Genomic DNA, 22,429 nt, shown 5'->3' with positions numbered 1-22,429 from the left:
CGCAACCTAGGGCTCGCCGTTCTTCGACGCACTGGAATATGACGCAGCCCTCCTTCTGTCAGGGTGGTGGTGTGTCGGAGCAGCGGCTCGATGGCGGGATCGCGAACGCGGGCCAGGTCGTTCGCGTCGGTCCGCATGTGCTTCGTCCGTCGAGCCCGTACTCGGGTTCGATTCACGCCTTCCTGCGGGCGGTGAAGGACGCCGGATTCGAGGGCGCCCCGATGCCAGCCGGCATCGACGAGGATGGGCGAGAGCGCCTCGTGTTCATCGATGGCGAGGTCCCCGTGGCGCCCTATCCGGACTGGAGCCAGTCCGACACGGCGCTGGCTTCTGTCGCCAGGCTGCTGCGCGGGCTGCACGACGCCGCCCGCGAGTTCGACCCTCAGGGTCTCGCCTGGAACGACGGTCTGGCTGACCCGGCTGGCGGAACGATCGTGTGCCACAACGACGTGGAGCTCTCGAACGTCGTCTTCCGCGATGGCGTCGCCGTTGCGCTGCTCGACTTCGAGTTCGCCGCCCCTGGCCGCCCGGTGTACGACGTTGCCCAGCTCGCCCGCCTCTGCGTACCGATCGAGCACGACTTCGACCAGGACCGGATCGGCTGGCAGCCCGCCGACCGACAGGCGCGGTTACGACTCGTCGCCGACGCCTACGGACTGGACCGAGACGGCCGGGCAGAACTGCTCCCCGCGATGAACGACGCCCTCGCCCGCATCGAAGCAGCCGCGCGCCGCAGCCTCGCCTCGGCCGACCCGAACGCCGTCGCGATGATGAACCAACGCGGAGGCATCGAGAAGTTCGACCGCCGGCGCCGCTGGTGGACCGCCCGCTACGACCAGTTCGCCAACGCCCTCCTCTAGCGCATCAGCGTTGACGGGTCCTGCCATAACGGTTGGCGTAGATGTCGCGCACCATGCAGATCTGCGTGCCGTGGTGGCTCACCTCGTTGAGCATCGCCGCGAGGGCGTGGTCGCCGCGTCGCCAGGGATGTCCCGGGTAGTCCCGCTCGAGCATCTCGTCGGTCGTGTTCTGGAGCGCTTCCTTGAGCGCGGCCCAGCCGTCGTTGAATCGCGCCAGGCCGTCGACGACAGTGGGGATGATCGTGTGGCCCCACATGCGGTCGTAGATCTCGCGAGTCGGGGTGATGGGGCCGCCGACGATCTCGAGCTCGGCGAACAAGCCGGGCGCGGCGCCGAAGTGGTTGAGCAGCCAGTTGATGGTGGTCATGGGCATCACGACCGGCTTGCCGTCGTACTCGTCGGTCGCCAGGTCCCAGTCGCGCTCGGCGACCCACTGGCCGCTGTCATCGCCGTCGGCGTGCTTCGTACGTTGCTCGCTCCGCGGGCGGATGCCCCATGCTCCCGGGTGTGGCTCGAAGTCGAGCTCGTCTTGGATGAGGTCCTTCCGCGCTCGATCGAGCGTGTAACTGTCGATGAGTCCCATCCAGGTGAGGAACAGCTCAGCACGCTTGCCCGTCATGGCGCCGAGCCTGGCATCCCCTTGCTGCGTACTGCAAGATCACCGGGGCGGTCAAGCTCACCGGCAGGAACCAGGACATGAAGAAGCCCCGGACCTGTTGGTGCAGGTCAGGGGCCGATTCTCGTGCTGTGGCAGGTACTGGGTTCGAACCAGTGTAGGCGTAGCCGACGGTTTTACAGACCGCTCCCTTTGGCCGCTCGGGCAACCTGCCGGGTGCCGCGCTGCAGCGGCGAGTTGAGAGGATAGCGCAGGTGTCTCGCACTCTCCCTACCCAGGTCAGGGTGCCAGCGCTGTCGCTCTGCCGTCTACTGAGATTGGAGTCCGGATGGCTGCCGAGTCGTCGTTCGACATTGTGAGCAAGGTCGACCACCAGGAAGCTGACAACGCCCTCAACCAGGCTGCCAAGGAGATCTCGCAGCGGTACGACTTCAAGGGCACCGACGCCAGGATCACCTGGCAGGGCGAGGGCGGGGTGCTCATCGTCGCGAACTCCGAGGAGCGCGCGAAGGCCGTTCTCGACGTGTTCAAGGAGAAGCTGGTCAAGCGGAGCGTCTCGCTCAAGACGCTCGAGACCGGCGACCCGAAGCAGTCGGGCAAGGAGTACCGGATCGAGTCGACGTTCGAGGCGGGCATCTCCCAGGAGAACGCCAAGAAGGTCGCCAAGATCGTCCGCGACGAGGGCCCGAAGGGCGTCAAGGTCCAGGTCCAGGGCGACGAGCTGCGGGTGACGAGCAAGAAGAAGGACGACCTGCAGGATGTCATCAACCTGCTCAAGGGCAAGGAGCTCGACTTCGCACTGCAGTTCGTGAACTACCGGTAGGTGTGGCATGGCGGCTTGGTGGGACGTCCCGTCGCTGATCGCGAACGACGACCTCCCACCGCTGCCACCCCGCCTCGCCACCCTCGCTGCGCTGACCGGCCGGCTGCCGCTGGCGCAGTACGAGGCAGCCCATGGGCCGTGGTCGTGGCCGGAACCGTCTGAGCTGACAGAGATCGCCCAGCTGGCGCGGGACGGCTGGCACCTGCCCGAACCGCACGTGGTCAACCTCGTCCTCCCCTTCGCCTGGCCGGCGGAGCACCGCGGCTGGCTGCCGAACCGGGTCCCGCACGTCTGGCACTCGAATGTCCACCTGATCCCACCCACGGCGGCCGACGACGAGCACGACACCGACCCCGCCGCGGACGAACTCGGCGCAATGGGGGTCGACGTCTTCCCCGGCCGACGCCTCTGGCTGCTGAGATCACCGTTCCCGGCTGTCCCAGTCCCGGCTCTCCTCGACGGCCTCCTCGCCCACGCCAAGACCCTCGCCGCCCAGCGCGGGGTGGACTTGTGGCAGCACAAACAAGTTGTCTTCGACGCCGCACACGTGGTCTTCTCCCTCGACGCCAAGGCGTTCGACGCCTGGCGACGGATGTTCGTGACCTAGGGAGCGGCGTGATCATGTCCGTGATCATGAAGGCAAACCCGGCGTATACGACCAGTCTGGCTTCATGATCACGAACATGATCACCCGGCAGGAGTGAGGCGACCGCGATCGGGAGGCGGCCTCTAGGCGGTCGCGTCCAGCGACGCGATCTCCTCTGCCGACAGCGACAGGTCCACGGCCTGGACGGAGTCGCGGATCGTCTCCGGGCGGCTCGAGCCGGGGATCGGGATCACCACGGGCGCCTTCGCCAGCATCCAGGCCAGCACCACCTGGTGCGGGCTGACGCCGTGGGCGTCCGCCACCGTCTGGAACGGGGCGAAGCGGGAGCCCAGCTCCCCGGCGCGCCGGATCCCGCCGAACGGGCTCCAAGGCAGGAACGCGATCCCCAGCTCAGCACACAACGAGAGCTCAGGCTCACTCGACCGGAAGGCCGGCGAGAACTGGTTCTGCACCGACACCAGCCGCCCACCCAGGATCTCGTTCGCCTCCTGGATCCGTGCAGGAGTGGCGTTCGAGATGCCCGCGTACCGGATCTTGCCCTCGTCCAACAGGTCCCGGATCGCGCCCACCGACTCCGCGTACGGCACCGAAGGGTCCGGCCGGTGGAACTGGTACAGCCCGATCGCGTCCACGCCGAGCCGCTTCAGTGACGCCTCGGCGGCCGAGCGGAGGTACGCGGGCGAGCCGTCGACCTGCCACGAGCCGTCGCCCGGGCGCAGGTGCCCGCCCTTGGTGGCCACGAGCACGTCCGAAGCGTCTCCGCCGTACGACGCCAGCGCGCCGGCGATGAGCGACTCGTTGTGGCCGACGTCGTTCGCGTACAGGTGGTACGCGTCCGCCGTGTCGATCAACGTCACGCCCGCGTCCAGCGCCGCGTGGATCGCGGCCACCGAACGGGACTCTTCTGGCCGCCCCTCGATCGACATCGGCATGCCGCCGAGGCCGATCGCCCCGACGCTGGTTTGGCCTATCTCGCGCTGCTGCATGGATGCATCACCCTTCGTCGGAGGTCTCTCTACCCAGCATTCGTCGCAAATCAGCAGCACGCCAACAGAAGAATGTGCTCAGACCGATCGCTCATAGCGATGAATCAGCGCCAGCGGCGCAGCCCGGCCATCCGTTCGAGACGGGCGACCCGCTCGTTCGTCGACGGGTGGGTGGAGAACAGCCGCGAGAGGATGCCGCCGCGGAACGGGTTCGAGATCATCAGCGCGGCCGTCGGGCGCAGTGCCGGCGTGGGCGGCAACGGGTTGCGCCGCGTCGCCGCGTCCAGCTTGCGCAGCGCGCTCGCCAACGCGAGCGGTTCGCCGGTCAGCTGGGCGGAGGCGGCGTCGGCCTCGTACTCCCGCGACCGGGTGATCGTGACCTGGATCAGCGTCGCCGCGAGCGGGCCGACGACGAGGAGGAACAGGGAGCTCAGCGGGTTGCGCGTACGGCCGAACGCGGCGACCTTGACCACGAACATGATCATGCTCGCGAGCGCCGAGGCGACCGACGAGACCAGGATGTCCCTGTTCGCCACGTGTCCGAGCTCGTGCCCGACCACGGCGCGCAACTCGCGGGCGTCGAGCAGCCGCAGCAGGCCCGAGGTCACGCAGACGGCGCTCCGGCGCGGGTTGCGGCCGGTGGCGAACGCGTTCGGCGTGCTGACCGGCGACACGTACACCGCGGGGATCGGCAGGCGCATCGTCGTGGCCAGCTCGCGGACGATGCGGCACAGCTCCGGGTACTGCGTCTCGCTGACCGGGTGGGCGCGCATCGAGCGGAGCGCGATCTGGTCGCTCCAGAAGAAGGCGGCGCCGTTCATGGCCAACGTGGGTACGAGGGCGACGGCCAGACCGACCCGGCCACCGACCCCGTATCCGGCCAGCAACACCACCGCGGACGCCGTCGCCAAGATGGCCGTCGTCTTCAGCTGGTTGCGCTGGCAATGCACGTTGACCTGCATATCGTCGCTTTGACCTCCCACGTGCAGAACGCCGACGCGGGCGGTTGCGTTCCCACGGTGGCGTTCTGCGGGGTGGATCTACACGCGGCACCATTCAGCTAGAGAGCCGCCGCTCTGGGCCAGGTTGGTTGCGGCCCTGTCCGTTAGAGAGCGGCCTCGTCCCAGATGCCGAGGGTGCCCTCGAAGTACGCGCCGACGATGTCGGGGTCGGGGTTGCTGCGCAGGCCGAGGTAGCCGTCGGGGCGGATCGCGAGCAGCATGCCGGCGTTCCTGGTCAGCAGGCGGAGCGAGTCGCCGTGGCGGTCCTGCAGCGTGACGCCGCGAACGGTGTTGGGGCCGACGCCACCGCCGATGACCTCGGCGCGGACGGAGCTGCCGAAGCGGTTGCGGATCGACAGGACGGCTTCGGCGGTGACGCTGCCGATGCCGAGGACGGTCCAGCGGGGGCCGCGGAGGAGCTCGTACAGGCGTACGTCGCCGTACTCCGGGCCCCAGAGACGGAGGTCGGGGACGCGGTCGCCGGACTGGATGCGCGTCTTCCGGCCGCCGAGCTGGAGGCTCATCCGCAGCTCGCGGTAGTGGCAGTTCTGGGCGCCGTCGCGCTGGTTGCGGGCGAGCGCGCGTTCGGCCGCATACGTCTCGAGGAGCTCCTGCTCGGCACCGTAGAGGACGGCGGCGAGCTTCCAGCCGAGGTTGTAGGCGTCTTGGATGGCGAGGTTGTGGTCGTCGTGGTCGACGAAGAGGCGGTTGCCGTCCTGGAACGTGTCGTGGCCGGCCTCACCGCGGGCGCCCTGGTGAGCTTCGACGACGTACTCGCTCGCGTCGCCGCTGCTGGTCAAGATGCGGATGCCCTGTTCGGTGAGCTTGCCGTGGAGCACGTTCGTCAGGCCGTGGACGGTGACGGTCATCGGGTCGGGGAACGGGCGTCCGTCCCACTTCTTCCTGCGCTTCGGCCGCTTGTCCTGCCCGGTGGTGTGGGGGAGCAGGCGTTCCCGTACGCCGAGGTCGTCGAGCACGTCCTGCGTACGCGGCAGCAACGTGACCTCGCCACCGGGGTCGCGGCCCCACCGCACCACGCGCACGGTGATGTCCCGCCGCCCCAAATCCAGCGCCGCCACCATCCCCGCCGGCGTCGCCCCCAGCACCACCACCTCGCTCCGCGTCACACGCCCACATTCCCAGAGGCGCCCGCCGTTCGCCAGCGAAACGTGTCCGCCGGGGGTGGGTGGGCGGGATACTGGCTCCGGGCGGGGTTCAGGAGATAAGCACGATGACTGAGGTGTGGACGGACGGCGGGCCGTATGAGCGGTACGTCGGACGGTGGAGTCGGCAGGTTGCTCCGAAGTTCCTCGACTGGTTGCCCGATGCGCCGGGCGCGGCCTGGTGTGACGTGGGTTGCGGGACGGGTGCGCTGTCGCACGCGATCCTCGCCACTCGGCAGCCTGTGCGGGTGGTGGGTGTCGACCCGTCCGAGGGGTTCCTGGGCGTGGCCATCCGGAACGCGGACGGGCCGTTCGAGGGTCGGGTGGGGAGCGCGACGGACATCCCGGCAGGCGATAGTGAGTTCGACCGCGTTGTCGGCGGGCTCATGCTCAACTTCGTCCCCGACTACGAGCGCGCCATGACCGAGATGCGGCGAATCGCCAAGCCTGGTGGATACATAGGCGTGTACGTCTGGGCCTACGCCGAGGGCATGGAGATGATGCGGCTGTTCTGGGACGCGGCGATCACCGTGGACGAGAACGCGCTGGAGCTCGACGAGGGGCCGCGCTTCCCGGTCTGCCGTCCCGGCGGGTTGACCGCGCTGTTCTCCCAAGCGGGGTTGGCAGATGTCAAGGTCGAGGGGATCGAGATTCCTACCGTCTTCGCCGACTTCGACGACTACTGGCAGCCGTTCCTCGGCGGACAGGGCGCGGCGCCGGCGTACTTCGACCGGCTCGACGAGTACCAGCAGGTGGCGATTCGCGAACGGCTGCGCGCAGCACTGCCCAAGGGCGAGATCGCGCTGACCGCGCGGGCATGGGCGGCGCAGGGGCGCACGTAGGCTGTCCAGCGTGCGGATCCTCTGCGTCGACTTCGGCTCGACGTTCACCAAGGCTGTGCTCGTCGACGCCGAGTCCGGCGCGCTGCTGGCGACGGCGAGCCATCCGACGACGATCGGCACCGATCTGATGGAGGCGCTGGACGCGATCCGCGCCACGGTCGGTCCGGTCGACGAGGTACGGGCCTGCTCGAGCGCTGGCGGTGGGTTGCGCATCGCTGTCGTCGGGAACGAGGAGCTCGTCACGAGCGAGGCCGGTCGCCGGGTCGCGATGTCGTCGGGCGGTCTGGTCGTGCACGTCGCGTCCGGCGAGGTCGATGTCAACGAGATGTTGACGGCGCGGCCGGACATCATTCTGCTCGTCGGCGGCACGGACGGCGGGAACACGAAAGTCCTTCGTACGAACGCGAATCTCCTCGCGCAAGCCCGCATTGCGCTTCCGATCGCGGTGGCGGGCAACGTGGAGCTGCGCGACGAGATCGCCGCGCTGTTCGAGGCCGCGAGCGTGGCGTACGTACCTGCCGGCAACGTGCTGCCGGAGATCGGCGTCGTGAAGCCGGAGTCGGCTCGAGCAGCGATTCGCGAGGTGTTCGTCCGGCACGTGATCGGCGGCAAGGAGCTCTCCCGCCGGGACGAGTTCGCCGCGATCGTGCGCGGCGCCACGCCGGACCTCGTCCTCCGCGGCGTCGAGGTCCTCGCGTCGGCCGGCTCGGGTGACGTCGCCGTGGTGGATGTCGGGGGAGCGACGACCGACGTGCACTCGGTTCTCGCCGTCGACCCCGAAGCGTCGGAGCTGTCGCGCGAGGTCGTCGCGACGCTGCCGGTGAGCCGTACCGTCGAGGGCGACCTCGGCCTGCGCTGGAACGCCGCGGGCATCGTCGCCGCCGGCCAGCGCGAGGGTCTGCTCGACGACCCGATGGACGCCGCGGTCAAGCAACGTACGGACGATCCGGCCTTCGTCGCGACGACCGGGGAGGACCTCGCGATCGACGAGCTCCTCGCGAAGACCGCGATCACCGTCGCGCTGCGCCGCCACGCCGGCCGTTCGCAGGTCGTGACGACGCCCGCGGGCCGGGTGGTCGAACGCACGGGCAAGGACCTGCGTGGCTTGGCGGTCCTCGTCGGCTCGGGCGGCCTGCTGCGGCACGGCGGAGCGGACCTCGCCGAACGGGTTCTCGAGGGCGCGCTGGCCGACGAGACCGGCGGTGGCTGGCTCCTGCCGGAGACCCCCCGCCGGACCGTCGACAAGCACTACGTCCTCGCCGCCGCCGGCCTGCTCGCCGACGACTACCCCGACGCGGCTCGCGCGTTGGTGCGGGCGAATCTGCTCTAGGCGCCGAGCTCGCGCAGGCGAGGGAGGAGCTTGGCGGCCGCTTCGGCGTTCCGTACGGCGTCCGGCTGCGCGACGACGTACACGACCTCGGTGAAGCCGAGCCCGATCAGGCGTTCGGTGTCGCGGATCGCCTCGTCCGCGTCGGCGCCCGGGCGGTACTGCGTCGTGCGCCGGATCGACGCCGGGTCGCGGCCGACGTCCTCGCAGTGCCGGTCGAGGACCTCGTGCAGCTCGCGGGCAGTGGCGTCGTCGGGCGCTCCGGCGACGTTCCACGCGTCCGCGTACTCCGCCGTCAGCCGCAACGTGCGCTTGCGGCCGCTGCCGCCGATCCAGATCGGCGGGTACGGCTTCTGCACTGGTTTGGGGTTCGCGATCGCTTCCTTGAGCTGGTAGTGCCGGCCGTCGAACGTGGTGCGTTCCTCGGTCCAGAGCGACCGGATGATCTGCAGGGCCTCCTCGAAGCGGTCCATCCGCTCGCCGATCGTGTTGAACTGCAGGCCGAACATCGTGTGCTCGATCTCCGCCCATGCGGCACCGAGCCCGAACTCCAGCCGGCCGCCGGACAGGTGGTCGACGGTGGTGGCGATCTTGGCAAGGACGCCCGGGTGCCGGTACGTGTTGCCGGTCACCATGCAGCCGATCCGCGTACGCGACGTGGTCACCGCCATCGCCGCGAGCAGTTCCCAACCCTCGTGGATGATCCCGGTCTCGGGGCCGCCGATGGTCGCGAGGTGGTCCATGACCCAGGTGTGGTCGAAGCCCGCGTCATCGGCGATCTGCCAGAACTCCCGGTACTCCTCGATCGTCGCGTGCTGCGACAGCTTCAGTCCGAAGCGCAATGGATGCATGTGAACCATTCATACTCTGCCGCGGTGAACGAACGCGACACGGTGACCGGATCGCAGAAGGACTCCGCGCCGGGCTGAGGGGCGGGATGGTCGGTGGCGCTGCCGGTCTTGGCCGGTCGAGGCCCTCGGAGATGGAGGACCACGGCCAGGCTGGTGGTTAGCGGGGGCGGGGTGGGGGGCGGAGGGCGAGGAGGACTTCGCGGAGGGCGTCGGCGGCTGATCTGAGGACTGAGGGCGGGACCTCCATCAGGACGTCATCTTGGGCTTCGGCCGAGGCCCGGAGGACTGCTTCCGCTTCCTGCTGCCCCTTCATGGTCAGCTGCACCCATCGGGAGCGGGCGTCGGAAGAGTCCTCGCCGCGCTCGACGAGGCCGGCTGCTTCGAGGCGCTGGAGCACGTTGCTGATCCCGCCCGAGGTGAACAGCAGCGAGCGCGTCAGGGCGCTCGGTCGCAGTTGGTACGGGGGGCCCGAGCGGCGCAGGGTGGCCAGCACGTCGAACTCCGCCCACGTCAGGCCGTGGTCGCTGATCACGTCCTTCGAAGCACCCCCCAGGATCGCGCTCAGCTTGGCCGCCCGCTTGGCCAGCTCCAACTCCGCCGTGGCCAGCTCGGGCAGCTCCCGCTGCCAAGCCGCCACCAGCTCGTCCACCTCGTCGCCGCCCTGCCGCGTCATGCTTCCAGCTTACTTTGCTCAGCAGATAGCTTTCGAAATAGCTTTCCGAAAAGCTTTTGGCTAAGGTTTCCGCCATGACATCTCTGCTGCTGAAGAACGGCCTGCTCGTCGACCCGGCTGAAGACCCGACCCGGCCGCGTCGGGCGGACCTGCTCGTCGACGGGACGCGGATCGCCGAGATCGGCCCCGACCTCGCCGTCGGCTCGGACGTGACCGTCATCGACGCCACCCACCGGATCGTCCTACCCGGCTTCGTCGACACCCACCGGCACACCTGGCAGGCCGCGATCCGGATGATCGACCCCGACGACACCCTCGGCGGCTACCTACAGCGCATCCTCAACACCATCGCCCCGAACTACCGCCCGCAGGACATTCACGCCGCCACGCTCGCCGGCGCGGTCGAGGCGCTGGACAGCGGCATCACCACACTCGTCGACTGGTCCCACCTGCAGCTCACGCCCGAGCACACCGACGCGGCGATCGACGCCCTGCGCGCGTCCGGCATCCGCGCGCAGTTCGGGTACGGATCGCCGTCGCTCGCCGGCCCAGACGCGGCCTCCACTCCCATGCCCACAGACATTCGGCGCGTCCACGCCACGCTCGACGACCCACTCGTGACCCTGATCATCGCGGCCCGTGGGCCAGGCTTCTCCAGCCCAGAGGTGGCCCGTGCCGAGTGGCAGCTCGCGCGTGAGCTCGGCGTACCGATCAGCGTGCACGCCCACGGCGACGACCTGATCGACTTCCTGCGCGACGAGGACCTGCTGGGCCCGGACATCCTGTACGCGCACGCGAACCAGTTCACCGACAAGGCCCTCCAAACCGTCGCCGACTCGGGCGGCGGCCTCTCGATCGCCCCGATCGTCGAAGCCCAGATGGGACACGGCCAACCGATCACCGGCCGCGCTCTGGCCGCGGGTGTCAACACCGGCTTGGCAGTGGACGCGATGACCAGTACGTCGACCGACATGTTCAGCGTGATGCGCGTGGCCTACTCGCTCGAACGCGCGAAGACCAGCATCACCAGCGCGCAGATCCTCCGGATGGCCACCACCGGCGGCGCCGAAGCGGCGGGACTCGCCGATCGAGTCGGCGCCCTCCGCCCAGGCATGCAGGCGGATCTGATGGTGCTGCGTACGGACACGCTCTCGATGGCCCCACTCCACGACCCAGTGGCAGCCATCGTGATGAACGCTGACCGCAGCGCTGTCGACACCGTTCTCGTCGCCGGAAGAATCGTCAAGCAGGCAGGCGCAATCGCCCACCACAACGTGACAGAGATCGTCGAACGAGTGACCGAGAGTGGTACCTACCTGGCCAAATCGATTGGCACCCCACGCTAAGCGGAACCCGCCGCTAGGTTCGCCAGCATGTTGAGCTTGATTCGCCGAGTCGCGCTGATCGCACTTCCGATCGTCGCGCTCGCCACGGCGATCCCGGCGACAGCGTCGGCCGCCCCAGAGAGCGAGGCGGGCAACGCGCCCGTCTACCTCAACCACACCTACGGCCTGTTCTCCGAGGCCACGATGAAGGCGCTCCAGACCAACGCGTACCTCAAGGACACGTTCGGCACCGTCGAGACCCGCACCACCACACGGCCGGACCTGACCTACACCGGCACGTACGTCTACGGCCGCGAGACCTACCTGGAGGCCTTCCCGGACGGAACGTTCGGGCTGGGGACCGACTTCATGGGCCTGGCGCTCGGCGACGAGAAGGCCGGCGGCATCGAGTCGGTGCAAGCCCGCTGGGCGCGGGAGTTCGGTGCCGACGGCGTCAGCCCGGTCGACATGATCTCGCGCAACGTCAACGGCGTGAACGTGCCGTGGTTCAAGACCGTCAACCCCAAGTGGGCCGAGACGTCGCCGACCACGTTCGTCTGGAACATGGAGTACGTGCCCGACGCGGGTAAGGACACCCCGCGCAATCGTCGCGAGGGGTTGGTGACCAAGTACGACCCGAGCAAGCTCGTCGAGAACATCCAGGCCGTCGTGTACGGGCTGTCCGACTCCGACCGGGCCAACTTCCGGCGAACGCTAGCGGCGGTGGGCTGGCGAATCGTCAACACTGGTGACGGATTCACCGCCTTCACTCCGATCGACAACGGAACGTCGCGGGTCATCCACGTCACCCCGGCCAAGCCCGGGCGGCAAGGCCTGCTCGGCCTGGTGTGGAAGCTGAACCGCACTCCGGCCAGGCACGTCGAGCAGCTCGGCGACGCCGTGCTCGAGGTCGGCGTCCACCGGCTCCCGTTCGCCACGCTGTGGTTCGTCCCGCCGACCGCCGCTGACCAGGCAGCCGTCATCCCTACGCGCTAAGGAGAAACAACAAACGGCAGCAAGGCCTGCCCGAGCCCCGAGCTCGGGCAGGCCCGCCGCCGTTCGCCTAGCGGGTGATCTCGATGGCCACCGAACGTGTCACGCCGTTCACCTTGACCCACACCATCGCCGGCCCGGCCCGGAGTGCCCGCACCGTGCCTGACGCGAGGTCGAGCCGCAGGTTCGACGTCGTCTTCCAGTCCGCGCTCACCGGGTACGCGACCGGCACCGAACGCGTACCCTGCATGACCGACGCGTTCACCGCGCCCGACGACCCCACCGCGAGCGTCGACGGAGCGGTCAGGGAGAGCTCGTCGACGTGCGGACGGATCTGCGCCGACACCCAGTCTGGCCCACCCTGGAAGGGGAAACGCTTCGCGCGAGCCTGCTCCGGCGCCGACACGAGATCGGCCCCGAACAGGGTCCACCCAGTGAACCCGCCCTCGGACGGGTCGGTCGCCGGTGCCTTGCCGGAGTTGCCGTTCACCAGGTACGGCACGTTGTCCACCTTCGAAGCATGGAACGTTCCCACATGCGCGCCGACGAAGAGCGCGCCCTTGCCGGTGGAGCGTTGGAACGAAGCCAACCAGTCCTCCAGCAGAGCCGCCTCGTGCCGATCGGCGAGCTGGCTGTTCTTCGCCGGCGTCGGGTCGCGCGGCGGGTGGTGCTCGATCAGCACGACCGAGCTCACCGTACGGTCACGCGCCGCCGAGTCCAAAGCCGAACGCAGCATGGCGATCTGATCGAACCCACCACCGCGCAACGTGCCCGCCGACGAGTTCAGCGTGATGAACTTCGTGCCCTTGTGGTTGAACGAACGGTTCGTCGCGCCGAAGTACTTCTCGAAGTTCGTGATCGCCGCGCCCATGATCTCGTGGTTGCCCGGCACGTAGTAGTACGGCAGCGACGTCCCGATCTCTTCATCGAGAACGCGCTTGGCCAGTTGGAAGTCCGCCTCGGTCGCCTCGTCGACGAAGTCGCCGGCGATCACGAAGAAGTCGGGGCGCGCCGCCTTGATCTCCCGCAGCGTACGCCGAGCCGCCTGCACCAGTGGCGAATCCGGGTCCCGAGCCACGAACTGCGCGTCCGACATCACCGCGAAGCGCCACTTGCGACCGTCAACGTCGGCTTGCGTCTGGACGAACGACGCCTCGACGGGAGCCGCGGGCGGCACGGAGACGGCCGGCGCGGCCTTCACGTACAGGTTGTCGATCAGCACGTCGCCCGTGTACTGCGCGGCCGCCTTCGTCTCCAGCGTGTAGATCCGACCGATCGTCACCGGCTGCGGCAGCCCCGCCGGGACCTCCAGCTCGATGTTCTGCCAGCCGAACCACGTCACGTATGGCCCGTACACAGCGGTGAACTTCCCCGTCGCGTCGTACAGACCGAACGCCGTCCACTCGCCCTTCCCGGACCCGTACATCGACACGCCGAACGACCGAGCCTGGCCCGGAACGCCCAACCGCACAGGCGGAATCGCGTACGCGTTCCGCGTCAACGTCGTCTGCGTGAAGTCGTACGCGAGCTTCAGCCCCGCGCCGTCCTCGCCGTCCGGCACCTTGCTCACGGTAGCTGTGGCCCGGGCCACGCCGACCGTCCACTTGTCCGCGTCGTCGAACGTCGCCAACATCTGCTTCTCGACCCCGACCGACACCGCGAGCTGGGTCGACCGCGAGCCCACCCGGGCGGTGACCAGTCCAGCGCCGGACTCCTTGCGCGGCGTCACGGTGAACCGGCCGTCGGCGGCTGGCGTGACCTCGAACACCGCGTGGTCGTACTCCAGCCGGATGTCCGAAGGATCGATCGGAGCCGACGTACCGAACGCGTCGAACCCGACGATCCCGAAGGTCCCACTGGCGTTGATGGTGGGGACGTTCACGGTCTGCGCCGTCGGTGCGAGCCGTGCCACCGGCCCGAGGACGTCGAGCGACAACGTGCCGCGCGCGGAACCGGACCGGGCGGTGATGGTGGTCGGGCCTTCGTAGCTCGCGCGGAAGATGCCGTTCTTCACCGAGCCGCGCGAAGCGGACCAGGAGATCGGCACGGATCTGGTGACGGGCCCGTACACCTCGTCGTACGGCGTGGCCGTCAACGACCGGGACAGCCCCCGGAACACCCGGTCCGGACGCGCGTGACCGGAAACAGGGCTGTCACTCGCCGCGGTTTCGCGCGAGGCGGCGGTGTCGACCCAGAAGCCGGCGAGCTTGCCGCTGCCCTTCGGGCCCATGACCGCGAGACCGTTCGGGACCGGCCGCACGGAGCCGTCGCCTGGCGTGTTGTCGACCTGCACCTTCGGCGCACCGGGGAGCCGGGTCACCAGCGTGGTCGAGCCGCCACCGTCGAGCTCGACACCCACCCAGGCGCCGCGAGCCGCCAGCAGCCGACCCATCTCCGTCAGGGTCGCGCCGCGGCTGTGCGTCTGCCGGTCGCTGTCGACCGAGACGATGAAGATCTTCTTGCCGTCCTTGGAGAAACCGATCCCGGTACGGCCGGCGAACTCGGCGTCGTTCACGGGCTGCGCCACGCCGTCCTTCACCAGCAGCGAGTGCACGCCGATCGCCGCGTGCAAGGCGCCGCCGTCCGACGGCCGCGGCTCGAGATCCACCGCGACCCTGTCGCCGGGCCGGAGTGCCGCCAACGTGTCGGCGCCCGCCTCGCGCCCAAGCAGGATCGTCGTGTTGGGGGCGATCGCGCCCTCGCCAGCGGCATCGCGTACGGCGGTGACGATGCCGTCGGTGACCGTGACCTCGACGACGCGTTCCACGCCCTGCACCGAACGGGACCGCGTGTACGAGCCCCACAGCGTGGTGAACGCCTGGAGCTCGTCCTTGTTCAGCAGCGGGCTGTTCAGCCGATCGAGCCGCACCGGGCCTGAAGGCAGAGTCGCCGTGCCCTCGAACAGCACCTCGAGGACGCGGCCGAGGCCGTTCTGGTCGAAGCCGACGACGCGGTACGGGTCCTCCGACTGCGACTTGACGATCTTGCCGTCGTCGACAGCCGGGCCGAGCGGCGAGCCGGAGTTGTTGATGTCGAAGAAGTCGCCGTTGATCGCCGCGACCGCGCCGGCGGCGTCGGCCGTCTCGTTCAGCGGCTTGAGCGTGGTCAACGAGTCGTTGCCCAGGTAGTCGATCCGCGCGCCCTTGCCGGTGTCGATCGTCAGCGCGTTGCCCTGCTGCCAGCCGCGGGCGTCGAGCGTCTCGAGCTGCTCGACGGTGACGCCGGGCGCGACTGGCCGGGACCGTTCGTACGTCTCGATCGCGCCTGGTACGGCGGCGGCCGACGGGACCGCGGAGGGGACCGCCGCGGTCGCCACCGACACGGCGGGCTGCAGGCCGGACACGAGCAGAAGCGCCAGGACGGAGAGCAGCATGGCGCGGACGCGCTTGGGCACGATCGACCTCCCGCCGAAGGAGAATGACAGCGGCAGTCTCATCGCTGGAGAGAATTTACGCCAGATCCGCGAGGTGAACGATCTTCGACAGTCCGGTGTCGGTCGACTTCTACAACGTGGGAAACGCGGACATACGACTCAATTCGCGGTCAGAACGAACGTCTCCGAGGCGAGGGAACGGACGAACTCCTCGTCCACCTCGTGCCCGAGCCCGGGCCGGTCGTACGGCACCGGCACCTCGCCGTCGTGCGCGCGGATCGGCGGGTCGACGATGTCCCGCGCGTAGTACTTGTCCGACCCCGACAGGTCGCCGGGCAACGAGAACCCGGGCAGGCTCGCGAGCGCCACGTTCGCCGCCCGGCCGATGCCGAACTCGTGCATGCCGCCGCTCCACACCTGCCAGCCCGCGGCCGTCGCGGCGTCGTGCGCGCGGCGGGCGACGGTGAGCCCGCCCATCCGCGACGTCTTGATGTTCAGGATCTTGCCCGCGCCGAGCTCGATCGCCGAGTCCAGCTGGTCCAGGTCGTCGATCGACTCGTCCAGGCACACTGGAGTCTGCAGCCGGGCCTGCAAACGGGCGTGCGCGGCCAGCGCGCCAGGCGCGAACGGCTGCTCGACGAGCAGCAGCCCGTAGGCGTCCAGTGCGAGCAGCGAACGCAGGTGGTCGGCGTCGTCGTACCGGTACGCGCCGTTCGCGTCGACCTGCAGCATCAGGTCCGGGAACGCGGCCCGCACCGCCCGCGACGGCTCCTCGTCCCACGCCGGCGCGATCTTCAGCTTGACCCGGCGGTAGCCCTCGTCGACGTACTTCGACACCTCGGTGAGCAGGTCGTCGACGGTCGGCTCGATCCCGAGGCTCACCCCAGCGACGGCGGACGTACGTTCGCCGTCCAACGCCGACGCGAGCGACACCCCCGAGGCGCGCGTCGCGAGGTCCCAGCACGCCATGTCGACGCCGGCTTTCGCGAAGTTGTGCCCGCGGATCCGTGCCCACGCGCGCGACGCGTCGCCGGGCTCCTCCCAGGTGTGCACGAGCAGGGCCGGCGCGAGGTGGCGGCGCAGGATCAGCCAGCAGGTGTCGACCGTCTCCGAGGAGTAGAACGGGTCGCTCGGCGACGCGATCTCGCCCCAGCCGACCACGCCGTCAGCGTCGGCGATGCGGACGAGGATGTGCTCGATCGACGACTTGCGGTGCGAGCTCGTCTCGAACTCGTGCACCAGCGGCAGCTCGACGCGGAACGCCTCGACGGAGGTGACCTGCATGGGTTTCCCTTCTACAACGCGCCCGCGGGGCGGAGTCGGTAGTAAGCGGTGTCGTCGTCGGCCACCACGCAGGACGTGGCGACGTACCCGTCGGCCAGTGCCTCGGTGAGCGCGGCGCTCACCACCGTACGGAGTCGCTCGGCGTACTCGTGGTCGGTCGCGACCTTCGACCAGTGCCGCGGTACGCCGAGCAGCAGGTCGACGTGGTCGCGGACGAGCTCGCCCCACGCCGGCACGTTCGTCAGCGACGACGTGGCGGGCGGGACGGGCTCGCCGGCGAGGTCCCACTCGACGATCAGCCGGTCGCTGCGATGGCCGGCGTCGCGGCCCATGTCGTCCAGGCCGTAGAGGTTCGGCACGAACCAGCGGCCGCGGGCGCCGAGCACGTCCAGGTTGAAGTGCGCGTTGCTCGCGCGGACGGGGTCGTACGACCAACGCATCTTGGTGATTCCGGTGCTGAGGATGAACTCGCGCTGCCCGTACTTCAGCGCGCGGCCGATCCCGCGACCCTGGTACGAGGCGTCCACGGCCGCGGTCTGCGAGTAGTGGTAGATCTCGCCGCTCTTCGGGTCCTTGCCGATGAACCCGTACGCGAAGCCGACCAGCCGGTCGCTGTCGTACGCGCCCATCACCGAACCACCGTTGAGTCGCAGCGACGCGAGCAGCCGGGGGCTGACGGCGGGATCGGTCCGTTCGAGCTCGAACACGGACCGGTAGAGGTCGATCGCCGTACGCAGCTGCTCGGGTTCGTCGAGCGGCACGACGGTCACGGAGGCGTTCATCGGCAACGAGCGTAGTCGAGCCGGCTCGTCGAGGTAGCGGTCAATGTCGGGCGGTCAACGACCGCAAATCGGAGTCGTAACTGAGCGAGCCGGCTCGACCATGTATCTAGTTGAATGTCCCGGTGCTCCCCTTCGCCGAGATCGCCAGGACCGCCGCCGACCAGCTCGACTTCGTGCGCGAGCAGGTGCGGACGTACGCGCTCGCCGAGTCGCCGACGCGCGAGCTCGAGGCGCTCGCGGCCTGCGCCGACCTCGTCGTCGCCGGGCACGCCGACACCGGCGGCCGGACGCGGCGCGTGCCGAGCGCGAACGGTGACCACCTCGTCACGACCTGGGGACCCGACAACGGCGAGCACCTGTTGCTCGTCGGGCACTACGACACCGTGTGGCCGATCGGCCGGCTGCCGTACGTCGACGACGGCGAACGGATCGCCGGCCCCGGGGTGTACGACATGAAGAGCGGTCTCGTCGTCATCGAAGCCGCGCTGAAGACCCTTGCCCTGTTGGGGATTCCGCTCACGCGCCAGGTAAGACTCGTCGTGATCGCGGACGAGGAGATCGGCAGCCCGACCGGACGCGCGGTCGTCGAGGCCGAGCTCGCGGGTGCCGTCGCCGTTCTCGGGTTCGAGTCGCCGCATCCCGGCGGCGTGTTGAAGAGCGGGCGCCGCGGCTCGACGCGCGTACGGCTGAACGTGGAAGGCCGCGAGGCCCACGCCGCGCTCGACCCGGACAAGGGCGTGTCGGCGATCGACGAGCTCGTCGACCAGCTGGCCGCCGTACGGAAGCTGATCCCGGACGACGGGACCACGCTCGCGAACGTCGGCACGATCGCCGGCGGCGGCCGCGCGAACGTCATCGCGGGCAGCGCGTCCGCCGAGCTCGGCCTGCGCTTCACCACACTCGAGGCCGAGCAGCGGGTGCTCAGGGCCCTGGACGCGCTGAGCCCAGTCAGGGAAGGCGCGAACGTCACCGTCGTACGGCTCTCGCATCGCCCTGCGTGGTCTCCGCCGGAGCCGAATCCCCTGCTGAACAAGGTGATCGAGGTCGGGGCGGCGCTCGGCCAGGAGATCAGCGGCAAGCCCGCTGCCGGTGCCGGCGACACCAACCTCACCGGCGCGGCCGGCGTACCGACGCTGGACGGCTTCGGCCCGCACGGCCAGGGCGCGCACGCCCCCGACGAGTCGGTCGTCGTGAGCACGATTCCGGACCGAATCGCCCTCACCGCCGCCCTCCTCGCCTCCCTCTGACAACCCGCCTCACAAACTGTGGGGTTCTGGTCCAGACACGCTGGCGTGTCTGCACCAGAACCCCACACTTTGTGGGCCACCAGCGACCCCGGGCGGCGGTTTGTGAGTGGTATCCGCCACAATCACGTGATCACACACGGAGGATAAGACCGTGGCTACCAGCTCATCGCGTCTGCCGGGCTCCCTGGAGCTCCTGTTCACCGACGAGCCCGTTCTGGACCTGTACGCACGTGGTCCGTGGCGGATTCCGGACGGTCTCGTCGACGACCTCGCGGGTCGGATCGACGCGCTCGTCGCGGACGGGCGGTCGGCCCGTCTCACGGTCGAGAAGCACCCCTTCCTCCGTTCGCCCACGCCCGCCGTCGTGGCCGACGCGCTCGCGATCGTCCGCTTCCTGTTCGGCGACCTCGCGGTCCGCGGCGGCTCGCGGTCCGGGTTCGAGGAGGAACTGCTCGGCCGGTTCCGTACGGCCGGCAACGGTCCCGCGCACGGCCCCACCCGCTGGCTCGCGATCCCCGCGCCATGGCGTCCGCCGGGTGGCGAGCTGTTCCGCGTCGCCGGCGAGGACCCGACGCTCCGCGAGGCCGCGTGGGACCTGACCGTCGAGATTCTCCATGCTCTGAAGGGAATCTCGCCCGTCGACGAGCGGCGCCGCGCGTTGCTCGGGCTGTTCGAACGGGTCCGCGCCGACGCCGACCTCACCGAGGCGACGCTCGTCGTGCCCAACCTGCGTGCGGAATGGACGCGGATCGAGGAGCTCTGGGCCGACCTCGCGCCGGACGAGACCGCGCAGCTGCTGCCCGAGCTCACCGGGCCGGTCGGGTACCTCAGCTGGCTGCTCGACGGCTGGCTCGCGGCGCACGAACGCCTGCTCGCCGTCGTACCCGGCCTCGCCTCCGGCACGGACGCGTTCGCCGAGCTGGTGCTGCAGGCCGGGGTCACCGAGGCGCCCGCCGAGCTGGCGGTCGGCGTACGCGGCGACCTGTACGACGACCTCGACGCGCGCATCGCCGCGCTCGCGCCGGACTGGCGGGTCGAGGACTGGCAGCGGTCGATCCGGGCGTTCCTCGCCCGTGGGCTGGTGGCGGGCGAGGTCGTGCTGTGCCGGAGCTGGCTCGACCTCGCGGTCCGGCTGACCGGCGCGCTGCAGGGCGTTCCCGGCAGCCCGGTCGCGCCCGATCCGTGCGCGGTGCCGGTGGGCGCGTTCCAAGAGGACCTGCGGCGCCTGTTTCGGGTCCGGCGCATCCGGCATCCGCTGACCGTTCCGGGCACGCCCGAGCCGACCTGGTTCGAGGAGCCCGAGGAGGAGCCGGTCGTCGAGGAGGAGCCGGAGGTCGTCGCCGAGGAGGAGCCGGTCGAGCCGGAGCCCGAGGACGAGGACGAGCTGCCCGAGACGGTCGACCCGCTCGCGGGCCGCGGTCAGCACGCCGGGCCGCCGGCCGCTCCCGAGCCGGAGCGCCCGGCCGAGGCGGAGTCCGCACCGGGGCAGCACGAGGGTCCCGCGGCCGAGGAGCCGGAGCCGGTTGTCGAGGAGGAGCCGGAGCCGGCCGCCGAGGTGCAGGTCGACGAGACCTCCGAGCTGCAGGTGACGCTGCCGAACCTCGCGCCGCCGGTCATCGGGCCGACCGTACGACCGCCCGCGCAGGCACCGATGGCCGTTCCCGAACAGGCGACCGAACCCGAACAGACGCAGGAGGTCGGGCTCGACCTGCTGCCGCCGCGCTCGGTCGTCGAGGCGACGACGTTGGCCGACCGGATCGTCGGTCAGCCGGACCTGGTGTCGGCGCTGCGAGAGCTGGCCGAACGGCACGAGCAGGAGGTCCGGCTGCTCGTGGTCGGGCCGCCCGGAACGGGGATGGGCCTTACCGTCGACGTGCTGCGGAAGCTCGTCGTGGCGCGCGGCTTCGACGGAAGCGCGGCGTGGGTGAGCTACGAGGACTACGAGCGGCTCGGTACGGCGGCGGCTGTCACGCGGCTGCAGGACACCGTGGCGTCGGCGCTCGGCGAACGGCTGGTCGCGATCGCCGGGCTCGACCTGCTGGTGAGCAACGCGCTGTCCGGCCGGGCGGTCGCCGACGAGCTGAACCGGCTGTTCGAGGCGCACGGGCCGAAGCTGCAGGTGGCCGCGTTCTGTGGCGTCGACGGGTACCGGCGGCTGGTCGAGGTGGATCCCGCGCTGGCGGCTCGGTGGCGGATCGTTCGGACCCGGGACTTCGACGCGCGCGACTTCGCGACGATCTTCGGCCGGGCTTGCGAGGAGCGGGGCGCGGCGACGACCGCGTCGGCAGCGGTGGCGGCCGGCGACCTGCTGGCGACCACGCCTGGTCAGCGGGAGTTGCGGAACGGCAAGCTGGCCGCGTACCTCGCGGACCTGGCCGTCGACTCCGCCCGCCGCCGTTCGCGCGGCGTGGAGGCGGTGGTGGTCGACGTACCCGACCTCCCGTCGCTTGGCGCCCCGTCACTGCCGCCGATCAACCCGCCGGCCCGACCGCCCGGCCCGGTGCCCGGCCTCGGTGGCCGGCTGACCTAGCCGCCGAAGTCGCCGCCGCCGAGGTGGCCGTCATGGGCGCCGGGGCAGGTGCCGAGCAGGTTGGTCCAGCTGGTGTCGAGCTGGACCTGGATCTCCTCGCCGCCGAGGTACGTCATCGTCGCCATCGCCGGGCCGTCGCCGTTCGCCGTGCAGCCCGCGCGGGTCAGCCGCAGGACGACCTCCGCCGTCTGGCCGGGCTTGAGTGCTCCGTCCGGCTTGGCCGGGTCGCGGGAGACCCGGCCGACGCTCTTCGGGACGGCGACCCGCGCGTAGGTGAGCGGCCGGCCGCCGGTGTTCTGGAACCGTACGGCGACCTGCGCCTCACCTTGGCTCGCGACCACCACCCGGACGTTCGACACCGACGCGACGCCGCGGTCGGGGGTGTCCTCGCAGACCGGCGGGATCAGCGCGGACCAGGTCGGCAGCTCGCCGCGCACCCGGATCGTGTCGCGGCTGCCCGTGTAGGGGCCGGTGAGCATCGCCAGGTCGAGCGGCTCCGACCCGTGGGCGGCGGCCTGCTCGCAGTCGACGACCGTGACCCTGGTCGTCGCGACGTCCGAGCGGCGGTCGCCGAGCATGACACGGGACGTGTCGACGTCGAAGCCTTCCTTCTCGGCGAGCCGAGGCAGGACGTACAGGTCGCCGCTGGTCAGGTTCGTCGCGCCCACGTCGAGCTCGGCCACGTACCTGCTCACCATCCGCACCTGCTGGAACTCCGCCCGTGCCTGGTCGGCCGTCAACCGCCAGAACACGAACAGTGCCACGGCCACCACGCCGAGTGCGATCAGCAGCCGCACCAACCAGCCGGGCCAGTGCCGAGGAGGGCGTTCCTCGAGCGCGGCGACGTCGGGCTCGTCGGACAAGGCGTCCCGGTTCCACTGCACGCCCCCAGTGTTGTCCGCGAAGAGCCCCGCGCGTCAGGTCCGATCCGGCTGTCGCCGCATCGTTATCGGAGCAGATCGGCCGGATCGGGACAAGACGAGAACGGTCAGCCTGCTCGAACCGCACCGGAACGGCCCCGCGCCCGGGCGTGTGGGCAGTTGATCATGTTTACATGATCAACTGCCGCCTTACGTGGGGTAGACGCCGCGTAAGGCGGCCACTGGCCAGGTGATGTCCGGGTTTCCTCCACAGTGACAGAACGTC

General features: G+C 70.0%; 19 protein-coding genes and 1 tRNA gene. 9 read left to right on the top strand and 11 right to left on the bottom strand.

Translation table 11 applies throughout. The annotated features are described in order from the left end of the window. Positions 1–71: 71 nt before the first annotated feature. Positions 72–860, top strand: coding sequence for a phosphotransferase (locus JOD67_RS38360; protein WP_205122562.1), 789 nt, complete (start codon positions 72–74; stop codon positions 858–860). A 4-nt stretch (positions 861–864) separates the two neighbouring features. On the opposite strand, the gene JOD67_RS38355 is transcribed toward JOD67_RS38360, so the two are convergent. Continuing rightward, complete coding sequence (locus JOD67_RS38355) at positions 865–1,479, bottom strand: DinB family protein (protein ID WP_205122561.1); 615 nt, start codon at positions 1,477–1,479, stop codon at positions 865–867. A 129-nt stretch (positions 1,480–1,608) separates the two neighbouring features. Beyond that, positions 1,609–1,690 (bottom strand) — tRNA-Tyr (locus JOD67_RS38350). A gap of 114 nt (positions 1,691–1,804) precedes the next feature. Between JOD67_RS38350 and JOD67_RS38345 the strand changes: the two genes are divergently transcribed. Together JOD67_RS38345 and JOD67_RS38340 are read left to right on the top strand one after the other, a co-directional pair. Further along, positions 1,805–2,299 carry a YajQ family cyclic di-GMP-binding protein gene (locus JOD67_RS38345; protein ID WP_205122560.1) on the top strand — a complete coding sequence of 165 codons (495 nt, stop codon included), beginning with the start codon at positions 1,805–1,807 and terminating at the stop codon, positions 2,297–2,299. A gap of 7 nt (positions 2,300–2,306) precedes the next feature. After that, entirely contained in the window at positions 2,307–2,906 is a 600-nt protein-coding gene (locus tag JOD67_RS38340) for a hypothetical protein (protein WP_205122559.1), read from the top strand. A gap of 122 nt (positions 2,907–3,028) precedes the next feature. Here the strand turns inward: JOD67_RS38340 and JOD67_RS38335 are convergent, their stop codons facing one another. From JOD67_RS38335 to JOD67_RS38325, 3 genes are all read right to left on the bottom strand, one after another. After that, the gene (locus tag JOD67_RS38335) at positions 3,029–3,892 is read right to left on the bottom strand and encodes an aldo/keto reductase (protein ID WP_205122558.1); all 864 of its coding nucleotides are present in this window, start codon (positions 3,890–3,892) and stop codon (positions 3,029–3,031) included. A 104-nt stretch (positions 3,893–3,996) separates the two neighbouring features. After that, entirely contained in the window at positions 3,997–4,854 is an 858-nt protein-coding gene (locus JOD67_RS38330) for a M48 family metalloprotease (protein WP_205122557.1), read from the bottom strand. A gap of 143 nt (positions 4,855–4,997) precedes the next feature. Beyond that, complete coding sequence (locus JOD67_RS38325; protein WP_307782704.1) at positions 4,998–6,020, bottom strand: FAD-dependent monooxygenase; 1,023 nt, start codon at positions 6,018–6,020, stop codon at positions 4,998–5,000. 104 nt (positions 6,021–6,124) lie between these two features. On the opposite strand from JOD67_RS38325, the gene JOD67_RS38320 reads away from it, so the two are divergent. Then, a complete protein-coding gene (locus tag JOD67_RS38320) occupies positions 6,125–6,898 on the top strand; it encodes a class I SAM-dependent methyltransferase (RefSeq protein WP_205122556.1) in 774 nt (257 codons plus the stop codon). Positions 6,899–6,908: 10 nt separating this feature from the next. Continuing rightward, on the top strand, positions 6,909–8,228 hold the full coding sequence (locus JOD67_RS38315) for a glutamate mutase L (RefSeq protein ID WP_205122555.1): 1,320 nt from the start codon (positions 6,909–6,911) through the stop codon (positions 8,226–8,228). Here the strand turns inward: JOD67_RS38315 and JOD67_RS38310 are convergent. Both JOD67_RS38310 and JOD67_RS38305 read right to left on the bottom strand, forming a co-directional pair. Then, on the bottom strand, positions 8,225–9,076 hold the full coding sequence (locus JOD67_RS38310) for an LLM class F420-dependent oxidoreductase (protein WP_239554248.1): 852 nt from the start codon (positions 9,074–9,076) through the stop codon (positions 8,225–8,227). The genes JOD67_RS38315 and JOD67_RS38310 overlap by 4 nt on opposite strands. A 157-nt stretch (positions 9,077–9,233) precedes the next feature. Continuing rightward, entirely contained in the window at positions 9,234–9,749 is a 516-nt protein-coding gene (locus JOD67_RS38305) for a MarR family winged helix-turn-helix transcriptional regulator (protein WP_205122553.1), read from the bottom strand. A gap of 74 nt (positions 9,750–9,823) precedes the next feature. Here JOD67_RS38305 and JOD67_RS38300 point away from each other — a divergent pair, with 74 nt between their 5' ends. Continuing rightward, positions 9,824–11,095: an amidohydrolase family protein gene (locus tag JOD67_RS38300; protein WP_205122552.1), complete on the top strand. Its 1,272-nt coding sequence runs from the start codon at positions 9,824–9,826 to the stop codon at positions 11,093–11,095. Positions 11,096–11,122: 27 nt separating this feature from the next. After that, positions 11,123–12,070, top strand: a complete 948-nt coding sequence (locus JOD67_RS38295) for a DUF5829 family protein (protein ID WP_205122551.1) — start codon at positions 11,123–11,125, stop codon at positions 12,068–12,070. 67 nt (positions 12,071–12,137) lie between these two features. On the opposite strand, the gene JOD67_RS38290 is transcribed toward JOD67_RS38295, so the two are convergent. The 3 genes from JOD67_RS38290 to JOD67_RS38280 form a co-directional block, all read right to left on the bottom strand. Continuing rightward, positions 12,138–15,503, bottom strand: a complete 3,366-nt coding sequence (locus tag JOD67_RS38290; protein ID WP_205122550.1) for a phosphodiester glycosidase family protein — start codon at positions 15,501–15,503, stop codon at positions 12,138–12,140. 96 nt (positions 15,504–15,599) lie between these two features. Continuing rightward, positions 15,600–16,724 carry an o-succinylbenzoate synthase gene (gene menC, locus JOD67_RS38285; RefSeq protein ID WP_205122549.1) on the bottom strand — a complete coding sequence of 375 codons (1,125 nt, stop codon included), beginning with the start codon at positions 16,722–16,724 and terminating at the stop codon, positions 15,600–15,602. Positions 16,725–16,735: 11 nt separating this feature from the next. Continuing rightward, positions 16,736–17,506 carry a GNAT family N-acetyltransferase gene (locus JOD67_RS38280; RefSeq protein ID WP_205122548.1) on the bottom strand — a complete coding sequence of 257 codons (771 nt, stop codon included), beginning with the start codon at positions 17,504–17,506 and terminating at the stop codon, positions 16,736–16,738. Between the two features lie 122 nt (positions 17,507–17,628). Here JOD67_RS38280 and JOD67_RS38275 point away from each other — a divergent pair, with 122 nt between their 5' ends. Continuing rightward, entirely contained in the window at positions 17,629–18,753 is a 1,125-nt protein-coding gene (locus tag JOD67_RS38275) for a M20/M25/M40 family metallo-hydrolase (protein WP_205122547.1), read from the top strand. A gap of 151 nt (positions 18,754–18,904) precedes the next feature. Continuing rightward, on the top strand, positions 18,905–21,283 hold the full coding sequence (locus tag JOD67_RS38270; RefSeq protein WP_205122546.1) for a serine/threonine-protein kinase: 2,379 nt from the start codon (positions 18,905–18,907) through the stop codon (positions 21,281–21,283). Here the strand turns inward: JOD67_RS38270 and JOD67_RS38265 are convergent. Next, the gene (locus tag JOD67_RS38265) at positions 21,280–22,167 is read right to left on the bottom strand and encodes a hypothetical protein (RefSeq protein ID WP_205122545.1); all 888 of its coding nucleotides are present in this window, start codon (positions 22,165–22,167) and stop codon (positions 21,280–21,282) included. The genes JOD67_RS38270 and JOD67_RS38265 overlap by 4 nt on opposite strands. Between the last annotated feature and the right edge of the window lie 262 nt (positions 22,168–22,429).

Origin of the sequence: Tenggerimyces flavus (genome assembly GCF_016907715.1) — a bacterium.
Taxonomy (GTDB): domain Bacteria; phylum Actinomycetota; class Actinomycetes; order Propionibacteriales; family Actinopolymorphaceae; genus Tenggerimyces; species Tenggerimyces flavus.
This window is presented reverse-complemented; position numbering and strand designations above follow the sequence as displayed.